The following is a 14,723-nucleotide window of genomic DNA, read 5'->3' on the forward strand; positions in this document are numbered from 1 at the left end:
GCAACAAAGGGGCGACACTGCCCCTTTGCACGATACGGCCCGGTCCGGGCTGCACGATCTATCTCTCGGTGCCTTTCGTTTTGCGAATAGTTCTCCGTCCTTTTACTCGCGCTCCGAGAATACCAAGCCTCTCGGCAAGTACCACCGCGAAGCCACCGCTTCAGCTGCAACCCAGCTTTGCAGGAAGATCCGGGGTCATGGAATAGGCAAAATTGTCCCAGACCTGAGATTTTTTTTATATTCCGTAATGTGTTAGCGCAATCAAGCGCAGATCAGCCGATCCTGGTCCGCAGACCGGACTTCGGGCGCCCCCTCAGGCAGAACGCAGGGCGGGACGGGCCCGCCGGTCGGATTGCCAGGCCCGGGCCGCCTGCCCCAGCCCCTCGAACAGCGGACGCGAGACCGGATCCTGGGCGGCATGGTATTCCGGGTGCCACTGCACCGCGAGCGTGTAGCCCGGCGCCCCTTCGACATAGGCGGCCTCGGGGGTGCCATCGGGGGCAAGCCCGTCGACGACAAAGCGCGTGCCGGCCTTGATCACCCCCTGCCCGTGCAGGGTGTTGGTCATCACCTCGCGGGCGCCCATCAGCTTGTGGAACACGCCGCCCTCCGTGAAACTGACCTTGTGGCGCAGGGCGAATTTCTCTTCCTGGGTACCATCGGGCGGCATCCGGTGGTTCATCCGGCCCGGCAGGTCGCGGATCTCGGGGTGCAGGGTCGATCCCATGGCAACGGCGACTTCCTGGAAGCCGCGGCAGATGCCCAGGAACGGCTGGCCGCGCTGCACGCAGGCCCGCACCAGCGGCAGGGTGATCGCATCGCGGGCGCGATCGAAGGTGCCGTGGGCGGCGGTCTCGTCCTCGCCGTATTCGGAGGGGTGCACGTTGGGCCGCCCGCCCGTCAGCACGAAGCCGTCGTAGGTTTCCAGCAGTTCCTCGACGGAAACATAGCGCGGATCGGCGGGGATCAGCGCGGGAATGCAGTCGCAGACATCCGAGACGGCCTCACAGTTCATGACCCCGCCGGCATGGGTGCGATAGCTCCCGTCGACCACGTGGAGATTGCTGATGATACCGATGAGGGGACGTGTCATGACTGTCTCGGGCTGCCTCGGGTTACCGGATGAAGGTAATATGTCCGGAGCATGAAAGAAACGTCTGAGGCTGTGCAGGGATGCACCACGACGTCGCGCCGCAGCTCGGTGCAGCAGAACCGGGCACATCGGCGCGCCGCCGGGGCGGCGGGCGGATCATTGCAGGGCGGCGGCCTCGGTCGCGCTGCCCGCGTCGATCTGGCCGATCAGCTGACCGACCCCCAGCAGCACCAGCACCAGCACCACCACCATGGCGCGCCAGATCGGCAGCGCCGGGCGCCCGGTCCGGTCCAGCGCGGCACGCATTTCCGCCTCGCGCAGTTCTTCCTGCGTTTGTTTGCTGTTTCTCGTGGTGTCGAACATCTTCTGCATTCCCGGGCCGCACGGCGGCGGCCCTGTCTGAGGGTCAACGCCTGGGTGTCCCGGATGTTCCCGCCGCTGCCCCCTTGCAATCCGCCCCCGCGAGGCGAAGATCTGGGGAAACACTCGAAAGGATGCCCCATGAAGGATGCAGCCGCCGCCCAGACGGGCCAGACGATCTACCTTAGCGATTACACCCCGCCGGGCTGGCTTGTCGAGGATGTCTCGCTGACCTTCCGCCTTGCGCCCGATGCAACCCGGGTCCTGTCGCGCATCCGCTTTGCCCCGAACCCGGAGGGCACGCAGGACCGCTTCTTCCTGCATGGCGAGAAGCTGAAGCTGATCTCTGCCGCCATCGACGGCACCCCGGTCACCCCGGACATCACCCCCGAAGGGCTGAGCTGCGCGGTCCCCGAAGGCGCCTTCACCTGGGAGGCCGAGGTCGAGATCGCGCCGGCGCAGAACTTTGCGCTGGAAGGGCTCTACATGTCGAACGGCATGTACTGCACGCAATGCGAGGCCGAGGGCTTCCGCAAGATCACCTACTATCCCGACCGTCCCGACGTGATGGCGACCTTCCATGTGCGCATCGAAAGCGACCTGCCGGTGATGCTGTCGAACGGCAACCCCATCGCCAGCGGCGAAGGCTGGGCGGAGTGGCACGATCCCTGGCCCAAACCCTCCTACCTGTTCGCGCTGGTGGCCGGAGAGCTGGTGAACCATCCCGATACCTTCACCACGATGTCGGGCCGCGCGGTCGAGCTGAACATCTGGGTGCGCCCCGGCGACGAGGGCAAATGCGCCTTCGGCATGGAGGCCCTGAAGAAGTCGATGAAATGGGACGAGGAGGTCTATGGCCGGGAATACGACCTCGACCTGTTCAACATCGTCGCGGTCGATGACTTCAACATGGGCGCGATGGAGAACAAGGGGCTGAACATCTTCAACAGCTCCTGCGTGCTGGCCTCGCCCGAAACCTCGACGGATGCCAATTTCGAACGCATCGAGGCGATCATCGCCCATGAATATTTCCACAACTGGACCGGCGACCGGATCACCTGCCGCGACTGGTTCCAGCTGTGCCTGAAGGAAGGGCTGACGGTGTTCCGCGATGCCTCCTTCACCGCCGACATGCGCTCCGAGCCGGTCAAGCGGATCTCGGACGTGATCACCCTGCGCGCGCGCCAGTTCCGCGAGGACAACGGCCCCCTCGCCCACCCCGTCCGCCCCGAGAGCTTCCAGGAGATCAACAACTTCTACACCGCGACCGTCTACGAAAAGGGCGCCGAGGTGATCGGGATGCTGAAGCTTCTGGTCGGCGATGAGGCCTATTTCAAGGCGCTCGATCTCTACTTCACCCGCCACGACGGCCAGGCCTGCACGATCGAGGACTGGCTGAAGGTCTTCGAGGATGCGACGGGCCGCGACCTGACCCAGTTCAAGCGCTGGTATTCCCAGGCCGGCACGCCGCGGCTGCATGTCACGGAAAGCTGGGACAACGGCACCTTCACGCTGCATTTCCGCCAGGAGACGCCGCCGACCCCCGGCCAGCCCTCGAAACAGCCCCAGGTGCTGCCCATCGCGGTGGGCCTGCTGGGCCCCAACGGCGACGAGGTGCTGCCCACCACCCTGCTGGAAATGACGGAAGCCGAACAGAGCTTCTCCTTCGAGGGGCTGGGCGCGCGTCCCGTGCCCTCGATCCTACGCGGCTTCTCGGCCCCGGTGATCCTGCACCGCGAAACCGACAATGCCGAGCGCGCCTTCCTGCTGGCCCATGACACCGACCCCTACAACCGCTGGGAAGCGGGGCGCAGCCTGGCCAAGAACGCCCTGCTGCGGATGATCGCGGAAGGCATGGCGCCCGATGCCGCCTATCTCGACGCGCTGAAGACCCTGCTTGAGGACGAGACGCTGGACCCGGCCTTCCGCGCGCTGGCCATGGCCCTGCCCTCCGAGGACGACCTGGCGCTGACCCTGTTCGAAGGCGGCACCACCCCCGACCCGCAGCGGATCTGGGAAAAGCGCGAGGAAATGCGCGAGGCGATGGCCCGCCACATGCCCGACCTGCTGGCGCGACTTTACGCAGCGCATCAGGTTACCGGCCCCTACAGCCCCGAGGCCGGCCCCGCCGCCGACCGCGCCCTGTCGAACGCCGCACTGGCGCTGCTGACCCGCCTCGACGGCGGCGAACGGGCGCGGGCGCAATATGCCGGCGCCGACAACATGACCCAGCAGCTGGCGGCACTCTCCTGCCTTCTGTCCATCGACGCCGGCGCGCAGGAGCTGCAATCCTTCTACGAACAGTGGCAGCATGACCGGCTGGTGATCGACAAGTGGTTCTCGCTCCAGGTCGGGCTGGCCCGCCCCGAGGATGCCGCCGCCACCGCCGAACGGCTGGCCGCGCACCCCGACTTCACCATGAAGAACCCGAACCGCTTCCGCGCGACCTTCGGCGCCCTCGCGATGAGCCCGGCCGGCTTCCACCATGCCTCGGGCAAGGGCTATGCGCTGCTGGCCGACTGGCTGAAGAAGCTCGATCCGCTGAACCCGCAGACCACTGCGCGGATGTGCACCGCCTTCGAGACCTGGAAGCGCTACGACAGCGACCGACAGGCGATGATCCGCGAGGCGCTGGAAGGGATCCTCGCGCAGGACGGCCTGTCGCGCGACACCTCCGAGATGGTCAGCCGGATCCTGAACGGCTGACGCCCCGGCTGCCTCGGATCGGGGCAGACCCCTGGCATGCATCACATGGGACCGGCCCCTCGGGGCCGGTTTCCCTTTGGGACCACCGCGCCTTCGCCCCAGGCTGATGCAAGGTACCAGCCATGCAGGAGGCCCCCCGATGCAAAGCCCGCTCCCGAAATCCTTCCCCGCCCCGCTCCGGCCCTTCCCGGCCCACGCCCGCGCAGGGACACAGCGCGGGCTGTTCCGGCTCTCGCCGCTGCTGGTCATGGCCCTGTCGGGCTGCGGCGCCAAGCGGGCCGTCGAATCCGTCGCCGAAAGCTTTACCGAGGCCTATGCCAACGTTATCGGCACCGTCCTGGCAGAGTCCGTCATCGTCAGCATTGAAGAGTTCACCGACCGTTTCGAAGGGCTGACCCGGATCGAGGGACTGGATTTCGACCTCTCTCCCGAAGAGGAGATCACCGATTTCCGCGCCCATCCGGCGGATCTGAACGGCGACGGGCTGGAAGACTTCCTCGTGCTGGCCCGGGCAGAGGGCGGCGCGGGCGATCTGCTGAACGCCCAGATCGCGTTCTCGGACGGGACAGAGCGCTTTGCGCTGATCCAGAGCACGATCGCCCTGCCCTATACCAGCCTGCTGTCCTTTGCCGATCTGGACGGCGACGGGACCCTCGACATCCTGGCCGTGGACAGCGACAGCGGCACGGCGGCGGTGCTGATCTGGACCGGCGGCAGCTACGACGCGGCGCCGGGCGTGCTGGAGGGCACCGGCGACACCGTCCTGTCGCTGGCCCTCGCCGATGTGGACGGCGACGGCGACATCGACCTGCACGTCACCTCGGCCAGCGGGGGCACGGCCGGCCACCTGCTGCTGCTCAACGACGGGACCGGAGGGTTCACGCCGGTCGCGCTCGACAGCGGGATCTTCGGCTTTGCAGCCACGCTCACCGGCCCGACCGAGCCGGTTTTCCGCACGGCCGAGCTGTTTGCCGATCTCGATGGCGACGGCACCCCCGAGCTGATCCTGGCCGCCTCTGCCGAAGCGGCGGGAACGTCCGCCAGCCAGAGCGCCCTCCTGACCCTTGCAGGGGACAGGCTGGAGGTCGCGCAGATCCTGCCGCAGGGCGTCTACGGGGCAGCGACCCGGACCACGGATATCCAGGTCGCCGACCTCGACGGCGACGGGCGGCTGGACCTGGTGCTGACCCAGGCCGATCTTTCCGCCACGGCGCCCACGCGCGACCTGCAGATCCTGCTGCAACGGAGCGACGGCGGCTTTGACGACATCTCGGCCCGGGCCTTCGACCTGAACGCCCGGAACGATGGCAGCGCCTTCTGGAACGGCTGGAGCGAGGCGGTGATGCTTTTCGATGCCGACGCCGATGGCGCCACCGACATCCTGTGGGAGAACGACGGCACGCTCTACGTCTTCGACAATGACGGCACCGGGCATTTCGACACCGATGGCGTCGAGACTCCGCTGGCCTCGGGGGCGGATGTGGCGACGCACTGGGCCCTATCCGTCGATGGACGCAGCCTGCTGGCGCTGTCCTTGCAGGACGATATCCTGGGCGTCGGCACCTTCACCTGAAATAAGCCGCGCTGCCCCGGCACCGGAAACCTCGCCCGCTCTTGCCCCCCGAAACCGCCTGCCCTAGAACGCATCCCCAAGCCATTCGCGGAAAGGACGGATCATGCTGGATCTCACCTACGAGACCCCCAAGCCCAAGGTGATCGCGGGCGCCAAACATGACTGGGAACTGGTCATCGGCATGGAAGTCCATGCCCAGGTCTCGTCGAACGCGAAGCTCTTCTCGGGCGGATCGACGAAATTCGGGGCGGAACCGAACTCCAACGTGGCCTTCGTGGACGCCGCGATGCCCGGCATGCTGCCCGTCATCAACGAATTCTGCGTCGAGCAGGCGGTGCGCACCGGCCTCGGCCTGAAGGCGGACATCAACCTGTTCTCGGCCTTCGACCGCAAGAACTACTTCTATCCCGACCTGCCGCAGGGCTACCAGATCTCCCAGCTTTACCACCCCATCGTGGGCGAGGGCGAGATCCTGGTGGACATGGAGCCGGGCGTTGCGCGGCTGGTGCGCGTCGAGCGCATCCACCTGGAGCAGGACGCCGGCAAGTCGATCCACGACATGGACCCCAACATGTCCTTCGTCGACCTGAACCGTACCGGCGTCGCGCTGATGGAAATCGTCAGCCGCCCCGACATCCGCGGCCCCGAGGAAGCCGCCGCCTATCTGGCCAAGCTGCGCCAGATCCTGCGCTACCTCGGCACCTGCGACGGCAACATGCAGAACGGCAACATGCGCGCGGACGTCAACGTCTCGGTCTGCCGCGTCGGCCAGTACGAGAAATTCGCCGAAACCGGCGATTTCAGCCACCTGGGCACGCGCTGCGAACTGAAGAACATGAACTCCATGCGCTTCATCCAGCTGGCCATCGACTTCGAGGCGCGCCGCCAGATCCAGATCCTGGAAGCCGGCGGCGAGATCGTGCAGGAAACCCGCCTGTATGATCCCGACAAGAACGAGACCCGCTCCATGCGGTCGAAGGAAGAGGCGCACGATTACCGCTACTTCCCCGATCCCGACCTGCTGCCGCTGGAAATCGAGCAGGCCTGGGTGGACGGCATCGCAGCCACCCTGCCCGAGCTGCCCGACGAAAAGAAGGCCCGCTTCGTCAAGGACTTCGGCCTGAGCGAATACGACGCCTCCGTGCTGACCGCCGAGGTGCCGAACGCGCAGTACTTCGAAGAGACCGTGGGGGTTGCGGGCGACGGCAAGCTGGCCGCCAACTGGGTCATCAACGAGCTGTTCGGCCGCCTGAAGAAGGACGACCTGGACATCACCGAAAGCCCGGTTTCCCCTGCCCAGCTGGGCGGCCTGATCAAGCTGATCAAGGCGGACGAGATCTCGGGCAAGATCGGCAAGGATGTCTTCGAGATCCTGTTCACCGAAGGCGGTGACGCGGCCCAGATCGTCGAGGCCAAGGGGCTGAAGCAGGTCACCGACACCGGCGCCATCGAGGCCGCCGTGGACGCGGTGATCGCAGCCAACCCCGCCCAGGTCGAGAAGGCCAAGCAGAACCCGAAACTGGCCGGCTGGTTCGTCGGCCAGGTGATGAAGGCCACCGGCGGCAAGGCCAACCCGAAGGCCGTGAACGACATCGTGGCGGCCAAGCTGGCGCTCTGAGCCAGCCTGAGCAGCGGAAACGAGGAAGGGCGGGGAATTCCCCGCCCTTTTGCTTTGCCCCGCCGCGTGGGCCCTTGCCTTAAGGCACCCGCCTTAAAGGACCAGCACGCCCGAATGCTTGGCCTTTTCCTCGGGTTCCACGTGGATGGTGATCTGCGCCTCCGGCAGGGCCGCGATCAGCGCCCGCTCCACCCGGTCGCAGATTGCATGGGCATCGCTGACCGTGGTCTGACCATCCACGACCATGTGGAAATCTATGAAGGTCCGGGGCCCGGCATGGCGGGTGCGAAGGTCGTGCACCTCGATCGCGCCCTCGGCGGACTGGGAGATCACGTCGCGGATCTCGTCCAGCGTCTCGTCGCTCACCGCCTCGTCCATCAGCCCCGAGAGCGAACGCACCACCACCCGGAACCCGGCCCACAGGATGTTCAGCGCCACCAGCACCGCCAGGATGGGATCGAGGATCGCCCAGCCGGTGACCACCGCCAGCAGCACGCCGATGGCGACCCCGAGGGAAGAGAAGACATCGGTCAGCAGGTGGTGACCATCTGCCACCAGCGCCGGAGAGCCCAGCACCTTGCCGCGCCGGATCAGCACCCAGCACCACACCGCATTCAGCACCGAGGCCAGCGCGTTGACCAGCAGCCCCTCCAGGGGCGCGTCCAGCGGCACCGGGTTCTGCAACCCGTGCCAGGCCTCGCGCAGGATCAGCAGGGCGGCGACGATGATCATCACGCCTTCCAGCACCGCGCTGAAGAACTCGGCCTTGTGGTGGCCGTAGGGGTGATTCTGATCGGCCGGACGCGCCGCCACCTGAATGGCGATCAGCGCGGCAAAGGCCGTGGCCACGTTCACCGTGCTTTCCAGCGCATCCGACAGCAGCGCCACCGAACCGGTCATCCACCAGGCCAGCGTCTTCAGGCCCAGCACCACGATTCCCACGACGATGCTGCCGATTGCAATCTTGATCGTTTCGCTCATGGGTCCCTTCCGCTTGTGCTTTCCCCGCTCTTTCCCCAAAACGACCGGGATCGCAACGCCCGCCCGGCGACTTGCTGCCATGACGACACGACAATCCCGGGCCTGAGCCGGAGTCTGCCATGCCGCTGTTTCAATCTTCCTACCTGGATCTGAAACCGGACTGGATCGACCACAACGGTCATCTCAACATGGCCTATTATTCGGTGCTCTTCGACCTCTCTCTCGATCCCTTCCAGGAGGGGCTCGGCCTGGGGCCGGCCTATGTCGCCGCCTGCGCCCATACCACCTACACCGCCGAGTTCCGAATCCGCTACCGCCGCGAGTTGCATCCCGGCGCCCGGGTGCGCAGCTCGGTCCGGGTGCTGGATGTCAGCGACCGGGCCTATCACTATGCCCAGGAGCTGCTGCACGAGGAGGGCTGGATCGCCGCCACCGGCGAGGGGGTCTCCCTTCACGTCGATCAGGGCGGCCCCCGCGTCGCGCCCTGGCCCCCGCAGATCCACGCAGCGCTCTGCGCGGCCCGGGACGCCCATGCCGACAGCCCCCGCCCGGACTGGATCGGCGCACCGATGGGGCTGCGGCGCTAGGCATCCCCCCGCCCATCGCGCGCGCCGTCCGGTCACGCTTCCGCAATGCCCCTTGTCCTTCCGGGCGCAAACCTCCAGATAGGGGGACCCTGGCAGGAAGGAGTGCGCCCGATGACCCGTTACGAATACAAAGTCGTGCCCGCCCCGGTGAAGGCCGGGCGTGCAAAGGGCGTCAAGGGCGGCGAGGCCCGCTTTGCAAATGCCCTCGAAGAGCTGATGAACGAGCTTGCCGCCGAGGGCTGGGAGTACCAGCGCGCCGAGACCCTGCCGCAGGAGGAACGCTCCGGCCTGACCGGCTCCTCCACCACCTACCGCAACCTGCTGGTGTTCCGCCGCGCCCTTTCCGGCAGCCCCGCCCCGGGCCCGCAGCGCGCGCCCCAGCTGCAGACGGCCCCGGCGCCCGCCGCCCCCGCCGCCGCGCAGCAGGGCAGCGGCGCCCCGACCCTGACAGCGACCCGCGGCGAGGAGCGCCCCGATCCCGAGACGCCCCGCCCGCAGGGTCTGCGCGCCGAACGCTAGCGGCTCAGGCCTCCAGCTCCAGCGCCAGCGCGTGAATCTGCCCCATCAGTTCCGCGCCGATGGCGGCATGGACGGCGCGATGACGCGCGATCCGGCTCTGGCCGGACAGCGTCGCCGCCTTCATCCGCACGCGGAAATGGCTCTCCCCGCCCTCCTGGAAACCGGCATGGCCGCGATGGCCCTCGCTCTCGTCCAGGACCTCCAGGTGCTCGGGGTGGAACTGCGCTTCCAGACGGCTGCGAATCTCCGCTTCACGGCTCATTATTTTTCCTCTCGCCTCTTCAAAACTTTGACCGACAGTCTAAACTGCACGGCCTGACTCGGAAAGGACTGCGATCCATGCCAAAGAATGATCCCTTCGGTTTCGATATGTCCGTCTCTTCTGCAAAGAAGAAACAGAACCGCGGCCGCCGCGGCATGTCCGGCGCGTCCGAGACATCCACGCGCGTCTGCGAACACCCGGGCTGTGACCAGCCCGGCAAGTATCGTGCCCCAAAAGCCCCCGACGTGCTCGATGAATACATCTGGTTCTGCAAGGAACATATCCGCGAATACAACAACCAGTGGAACTTCTTCCAGGGCCAGACCGAAGCCGAGATGAATGCCCAGATGTCCAAGGACAAGGTCTGGGAGCGCAAGACGCGTCCCCTCGGGGATCCCGAAGCCCGCGCCTGGGCGCGCCTGGGCATCGAGGATCCGCACCAGGTCCTGGGCGAGAACGCCACCCAGAACCCCGGCCGCAACGCCACCACCACCGGCGCCACCCGCCGCCTGCCCCCGACCGAGCGCAAGGCCATCGACATCCTCGAAGCCAAGGACAGCTGGACCAAGGCCGAGGTCCGCAAGGCCTACAAGAAGCTCATCAAGGTGCTGCACCCGGACATGAACGGCGGCGACCGCAGCCAGGAAGAACAGCTCCAGCAGGTGGTCTGGGCCTGGGACCAGATCAAGGACAGCCGCAACTTCAAGTAGACCCGCGTCCCCCGGGTCCCGTTTCGCAAGGCGCGCCCCTCCCGGCGCGCCTTTTCGCATCTTTCATCTTTCCCCAAATACGGTCGCCGGAGGCGCCCTGCCCCCGGCCCGCCCCCTCCGGCCCCGGCCCCGCCACCGCCTTCATCTTTCTGCAAATATGCCCGCCGGAGGCCGCGCCCGGAGGGCGCGTTTCCCGCGAAACAGGCACTCCGCCGGGCACGCGGCCCCCGCGCGGGCCTGCCACGGCCCCGCGGCGCGTTTTGCCCTTTCCCTCGGCGCAGGCTGCGATATGGTGCCCCCTGACGCCTGCCCGGACGGTCCCAGAGGACCGCTGCACGGCTGCAATTCTCGACGACGAAGGGACGACCCACATGGCCGACGGAGCGCTCGACATCAACGCCAAGCCCACCGAGGAGATCTCGGTCCGCGAGGTCTTCGGCATCGATACCGACATGATCGTGAAGGGCTTCGAAGCGCCCTCCGACCGCGTGCCGAAGGTGGACACGACCTATCGCTTCGACCCCGACACCACGCTGGCGATCCTGGCGGGCTTCAGCCACAACCGCCGCGTCATGGTGCAGGGCTACCACGGCACGGGCAAGTCGACCCATATCGAACAGGTCGCGGCGCGCCTCAACTGGCCCTGCGTGCGCGTCAACCTCGACAGCCACATCTCCCGGATCGACCTGATCGGCAAGGACGCGATCAAGCTCAAGGACGGCAAGCAGGTCACCGAGTTCCACGAGGGCATCCTGCCCTGGGCGCTGCGCAACCCGACCGCCATCGTCTTCGACGAATACGACGCCGGCCGTGCCGACGTGATGTTCGTGATCCAGCGGGTGCTGGAAACCGACGGCGCGCTGACCCTTCTGGACCAGAACGAGGTCATCTACCCGAACAAGTTCTTCCGCCTCTTCGCCACCTCCAACACGGTGGGTCTGGGCGACACCACGGGCCTCTACCACGGCACCCAGCAGATCAACCAGGCCCAGATGGACCGCTGGTCGCTGGTCGCCACGCTGAACTACCTCAGCCATGACGCGGAAACCGCGATCATTCTCAGCAAGGCACCGCATTACAACACCGAGAAGGGCCGCAAGCAGATCGCCCAGATGGTGACCCTGGCCGGCCTGACCCGCACCGCCTTCATGAACGGCGACCTCTCGACGGTGATGAGCCCCCGCACGGTGATCAACTGGGCCCAGAATGCCGAGATCTTCCGCAACATCGGCTATGCCTTCCGCCTGACCTTCCTCAACAAGTGCGACGAGCTTGAACGCCAGACCGTGGCCGAGTTCTACCAGCGCTGCTTCGACGAGGAACTGCCCGAGAGCGCGGCGGCCGCCGCCGGCTGAGCCCGCCCCCCGCGCAGGTCATCGCAACGGCGTCGCCCCCGGGCGGCGCCGTTCGCATGTCCGCCCGGCGCATCCACCGGATCGAAAGCTTTGCGGTGCAGCCTCTGCTGTCGCGGGGAGGCGGGCGGATGGCACGGCATACGGTCTCGAAGGGTGTTGCGGCGGGCCTTGGCCTGCTGGGGTTGCTGATGCCGGCCCCGGCCCCCGCTGGCCCCGCCGGCAGCGGCCTGGCAGGGCAGTTCGCGATCTGCGCCGGGCGCTACTCGGCCTTCGTCGACTGGAGCTACCTGCTGCCCCCCGGCCCCGCCCTGACCCGCCTGCACGAGGCACGCCGCGCCGCGCTTACGGCGCTGCAGGAAGCGGCTGCCGATCCCCGCGACGCCCGTCGCCTGCTGGCCCTGCGGATCGAGGCGAAACAGGCCCAGGCGCATCTCCTGCATCGCTCGCGGTTCAATTCCGACCCCGAGGATGCCCGCCGCGCCGCCGCCCTTGCACAGCGCCAGCTGACCGCCTGCGCAGCCCTGCTGCTGCCCTGACCGCCGCCGGTCTGCCGGACCGGGCCGCAAGAGGGGTGCTTCACATTGTCGCGACGCGCCGCAATGAGACCATGAAAAATCCACAGATTGACCCTAGGTTTCCTCTACCCAGCCGGGTGGCGAGCGAACCGACCCGCCGTCCGGCGCCCTCCCCCCAATGAGAACGGAGACTCCCATGAGACGATTCCACCCCCTCCTCCTCCTCTCCGCCATCGCCTTCCCGGCAGAGGTCACCACCGCGGCGGCAGAGGTCGACGACACCAACCACGGCATCCGTGCCGAGGCGATCCAGCAGCTCTCGCTGGAAGAGATGAACGGCAGCGCCCTGGGTGGCGGCCTGCCCGGCGGGGCCCGCTACCGCAGCCTCACCCCCGAACGCGCGCTGGTGCGCGAATGGTCCAAGGACTGAACGAAGGCGGCGGCAAAAGGGCCGCCGCTCGTCCCGACGATTGCCGCAGATAAGGCGGCGATATCAAACAGCTCCGCCAGCGCGCGCTTCGCGCTTGCGAGCGCTCCGGCCAAGTGCTTTACCTTTGGCCATGAGCAAGTCCAGCGACAACCCCGCAGATCCGTTCAAGAAGGCGCTCGCCGAGGCCACGAAGGTCATGGCGAATGATCATGATCTGAACGTGCAATACACGGTCGATCCCTCGGGCAAGATGGGCGACATGGTCCGCCTGCCCCAGATCAGCCGCCGCCTGACCAAGGACGAGGTGCTGCTGGCTCGCGGCACCGCGGACGCTCTGGCGCTGCATCACAAGTATCACGACGCCGGCACCCATGCCCGCTTCGCCCCGCCCGGCCAGTTGGCCCGCGACATCTACGAGGCGATGGAAACCGCCCGCTGCGAGGCGATGGGCGCGCGCGAGATGCCCGGCACCGCCGGCAACATCGACCACAAGATCGCCGCCGAGGCACGGCGTGGCGGCTACGGCGGGATCAAGACCCAGGCCGAGGCCCCGCTGCCGGTGGCCGCCGGCTACCTGATCCGTCACCTTGCCACCGGGCGCCCGATGCCCGAGGGCGCGCAGAACGTGATGGACCTGTGGAAGGACTACATGCTGGACAAGGCCGGCGGCACGCTGGAGGATCTCCAGTCGCGGCTGTCGGACCAGAAGGATTTTGCCCGCTTTGCCCGCCAGATCATCGACGATCTGGGCTATGGCGACCAGCTGGGCGAGGATCCAGACCAGGAAGACGAGGAAGCCCAGGACGACGCCGAGGAGAATGCCGACGAGCAGGAACCCGACTCGACCGGGCAGGACGATTCCGAGGAACAGCCCGAGGCCACGCCCGACAGCTCCCAGGAGCAGCAGCAGGACCCCTCCGAGGCCCAGGTCAGCGCCGACGACATGGCCGACCAGGAAGCCACCGACGAGGCAGAGATGCCCGAGGGCGAGGCGCCGATGGATCCGCCGCAGCCCTCTCCGGCTTCCGAGGCCGATCCGAACTACAAGGTCTACGTCTCTGATTTCGACGAGGAGGTTCTGGCCCAGGACCTGGCGGATCCGGCGGAACTGGAGCGCCTGCGGGCCTATCTGGATCAGCAGCTCGACCCGCTGAAGGGCGCCGTGGGGCGGCTGGCCAACAAGCTGCAACGCCGGCTTCAGGCCCAGCAGAACCGCAGCTGGGACTTCGACAAGGAAGAGGGCGTGCTGGATGCCGGGCGCCTGGCGCGCGTGGTGGCCAACCCGACGACGCCGCTGTCGTTCAAGGTCGAGAAGGACATGGAGTTCCGCGACACCGTGGTGACGCTGCTTCTGGACAACTCGGGCTCGATGCGCGGCCGTCCGATCAGCATTGCCGCGATCTGCGCCGACGTGCTGGCGCGGACGCTGGAACGCTGCTCGGTCAAGGTCGAGATCCTGGGCTTTACCACCCGCGCCTGGAAGGGCGGCCAGAGCCGCGAGAAATGGCTGGCCGATGGCCGTCCCGTGCAGCCCGGCCGCCTGAACGACCTGCGCCACATCATCTACAAGCAGGCCGATGCCCCCTGGCGCCGCTCGCGCGAGAACCTTGGCCTGATGATGAAGGAAGGCCTGCTGAAGGAAAACATCGACGGCGAGGCGTTGGAATGGGCGCACCGGCGCATGATGGGCCGCCGCGAGGCGCGCAAGATCATGATGGTGATCTCGGACGGGGCGCCGGTGGATGACAGCACCCTGTCGGTGAACCCCGCCAACTTCCTTGAAAAGCACCTGCGCGACGTGATCGCCATGATCGAGAAGAAGAAGGCGGTCGAGCTGATCGCCATCGGCATCGGCCATGACGTGACCCGCTACTACCAGCGCGCCGTGACGATCACCGATGTGGACCAGCTGGCCGGCGCGATGACCGAACAGCTGGCCTCGCTTTTCGACAACGATCCGCGGGCCCGCGCCCGGATGGTGGGCATCCGCAAGGCAATGTGAGGACCGGGCGGC

The 14,723-nt window shown here is 67.1% G+C and carries 14 protein-coding genes; 10 read left to right on the forward strand and 4 right to left on the reverse strand.

The genetic code is table 11. From position 1 onward, the window contains the following. Nucleotides 1-313: 313 nt before the first annotated feature. Together KM176_RS01680 and KM176_RS01685 are read right to left on the reverse strand one after the other, a co-directional pair. The gene (locus KM176_RS01680) at nt 314-1,093 is read right to left on the reverse strand and encodes a gamma-glutamyl-gamma-aminobutyrate hydrolase family protein (RefSeq protein ID WP_160892061.1); all 780 of its coding nucleotides are present in this window, start codon (nt 1,091-1,093) and stop codon (nt 314-316) included. A 156-nt stretch (nt 1,094-1,249) separates the two neighbouring features. Next, nucleotides 1,250-1,456 (reverse strand): hypothetical protein, encoded by a 207-nt coding sequence (locus KM176_RS01685; protein WP_160892063.1) that lies wholly within the window; start codon nt 1,454-1,456, stop codon nt 1,250-1,252. 138 nt (nt 1,457-1,594) lie between these two features. Between KM176_RS01685 and pepN the strand changes: the two genes are divergently transcribed. The 3 genes from pepN to gatB all read left to right on the forward strand — a co-directional run bounded on the left by pepN (nt 1,595) and on the right by gatB (nt 7,350). Next, entirely contained in the window at nt 1,595-4,159 is a 2,565-nt protein-coding gene (pepN, locus tag KM176_RS01690; RefSeq protein WP_160892065.1) for an aminopeptidase N, read from the forward strand. Nucleotides 4,160-4,298: 139 nt separating this feature from the next. Further along, nucleotides 4,299-5,732 (forward strand): FG-GAP repeat domain-containing protein, encoded by a 1,434-nt coding sequence (locus tag KM176_RS01695; RefSeq protein ID WP_160892067.1) that lies wholly within the window; start codon nt 4,299-4,301, stop codon nt 5,730-5,732. A gap of 103 nt (nt 5,733-5,835) precedes the next feature. Further along, nucleotides 5,836-7,350 (forward strand): Asp-tRNA(Asn)/Glu-tRNA(Gln) amidotransferase subunit GatB, encoded by a 1,515-nt coding sequence (gene gatB / locus KM176_RS01700; protein ID WP_160892069.1) that lies wholly within the window; start codon nt 5,836-5,838, stop codon nt 7,348-7,350. 93 nt (nt 7,351-7,443) lie between these two features. Here gatB and KM176_RS01705 read toward each other — a convergent pair whose 3' ends face one another. Then, a complete protein-coding gene (locus KM176_RS01705) occupies nt 7,444-8,331 on the reverse strand; it encodes a cation diffusion facilitator family transporter (RefSeq protein ID WP_160892071.1) in 888 nt (295 codons plus the stop codon). Between the two features lie 119 nt (nt 8,332-8,450). On the opposite strand from KM176_RS01705, the gene KM176_RS01710 reads away from it, so the two are divergent. Continuing rightward, nucleotides 8,451-8,918 carry a thioesterase family protein gene (locus tag KM176_RS01710; protein ID WP_160892073.1) on the forward strand — a complete coding sequence of 156 codons (468 nt, stop codon included), beginning with the start codon at nt 8,451-8,453 and terminating at the stop codon, nt 8,916-8,918. Between the two features lie 111 nt (nt 8,919-9,029). Next, nucleotides 9,030-9,437: a DUF4177 domain-containing protein gene (locus tag KM176_RS25250; RefSeq protein WP_160892075.1), complete on the forward strand. Its 408-nt coding sequence runs from the start codon at nt 9,030-9,032 to the stop codon at nt 9,435-9,437. 4 nt (nt 9,438-9,441) lie between these two features. On the opposite strand, the gene KM176_RS01720 is transcribed toward KM176_RS25250, so the two are convergent. Next, nucleotides 9,442-9,699, reverse strand: a complete 258-nt coding sequence (locus KM176_RS01720; RefSeq protein WP_160892077.1) for a BolA family protein — start codon at nt 9,697-9,699, stop codon at nt 9,442-9,444. Nucleotides 9,700-9,776: 77 nt separating this feature from the next. Here KM176_RS01720 and KM176_RS01725 point away from each other — a divergent pair, with 77 nt between their 5' ends. The 5 genes from KM176_RS01725 (at nt 9,777) to cobT (ending at nt 14,711) form a co-directional block, all read left to right on the forward strand. Continuing rightward, nucleotides 9,777-10,409 carry a J domain-containing protein gene (locus KM176_RS01725; protein ID WP_160892079.1) on the forward strand — a complete coding sequence of 211 codons (633 nt, stop codon included), beginning with the start codon at nt 9,777-9,779 and terminating at the stop codon, nt 10,407-10,409. A 371-nt stretch (nt 10,410-10,780) separates the two neighbouring features. Then, nucleotides 10,781-11,764, forward strand: a complete 984-nt coding sequence (gene cobS, locus KM176_RS01730) for a cobaltochelatase subunit CobS (RefSeq protein ID WP_160892081.1) — start codon at nt 10,781-10,783, stop codon at nt 11,762-11,764. A 128-nt stretch (nt 11,765-11,892) separates the two neighbouring features. Beyond that, nucleotides 11,893-12,300: a hypothetical protein gene (locus KM176_RS01735; protein WP_160892083.1), complete on the forward strand. Its 408-nt coding sequence runs from the start codon at nt 11,893-11,895 to the stop codon at nt 12,298-12,300. A gap of 175 nt (nt 12,301-12,475) precedes the next feature. Continuing rightward, complete coding sequence (locus KM176_RS01740; protein ID WP_160892085.1) at nt 12,476-12,709, forward strand: hypothetical protein; 234 nt, start codon at nt 12,476-12,478, stop codon at nt 12,707-12,709. Between the two features lie 130 nt (nt 12,710-12,839). Then, a complete protein-coding gene (gene cobT, locus KM176_RS01745; RefSeq protein ID WP_160892087.1) occupies nt 12,840-14,711 on the forward strand; it encodes a cobaltochelatase subunit CobT in 1,872 nt (623 codons plus the stop codon). The last annotated feature ends 12 nt before the right edge of the window (nt 14,712-14,723 follow it).

Source organism: Pseudooceanicola endophyticus (genome assembly GCF_018760365.1).
Taxonomy (GTDB): domain Bacteria; phylum Pseudomonadota; class Alphaproteobacteria; order Rhodobacterales; family Rhodobacteraceae; genus Pseudooceanicola; species Pseudooceanicola endophyticus.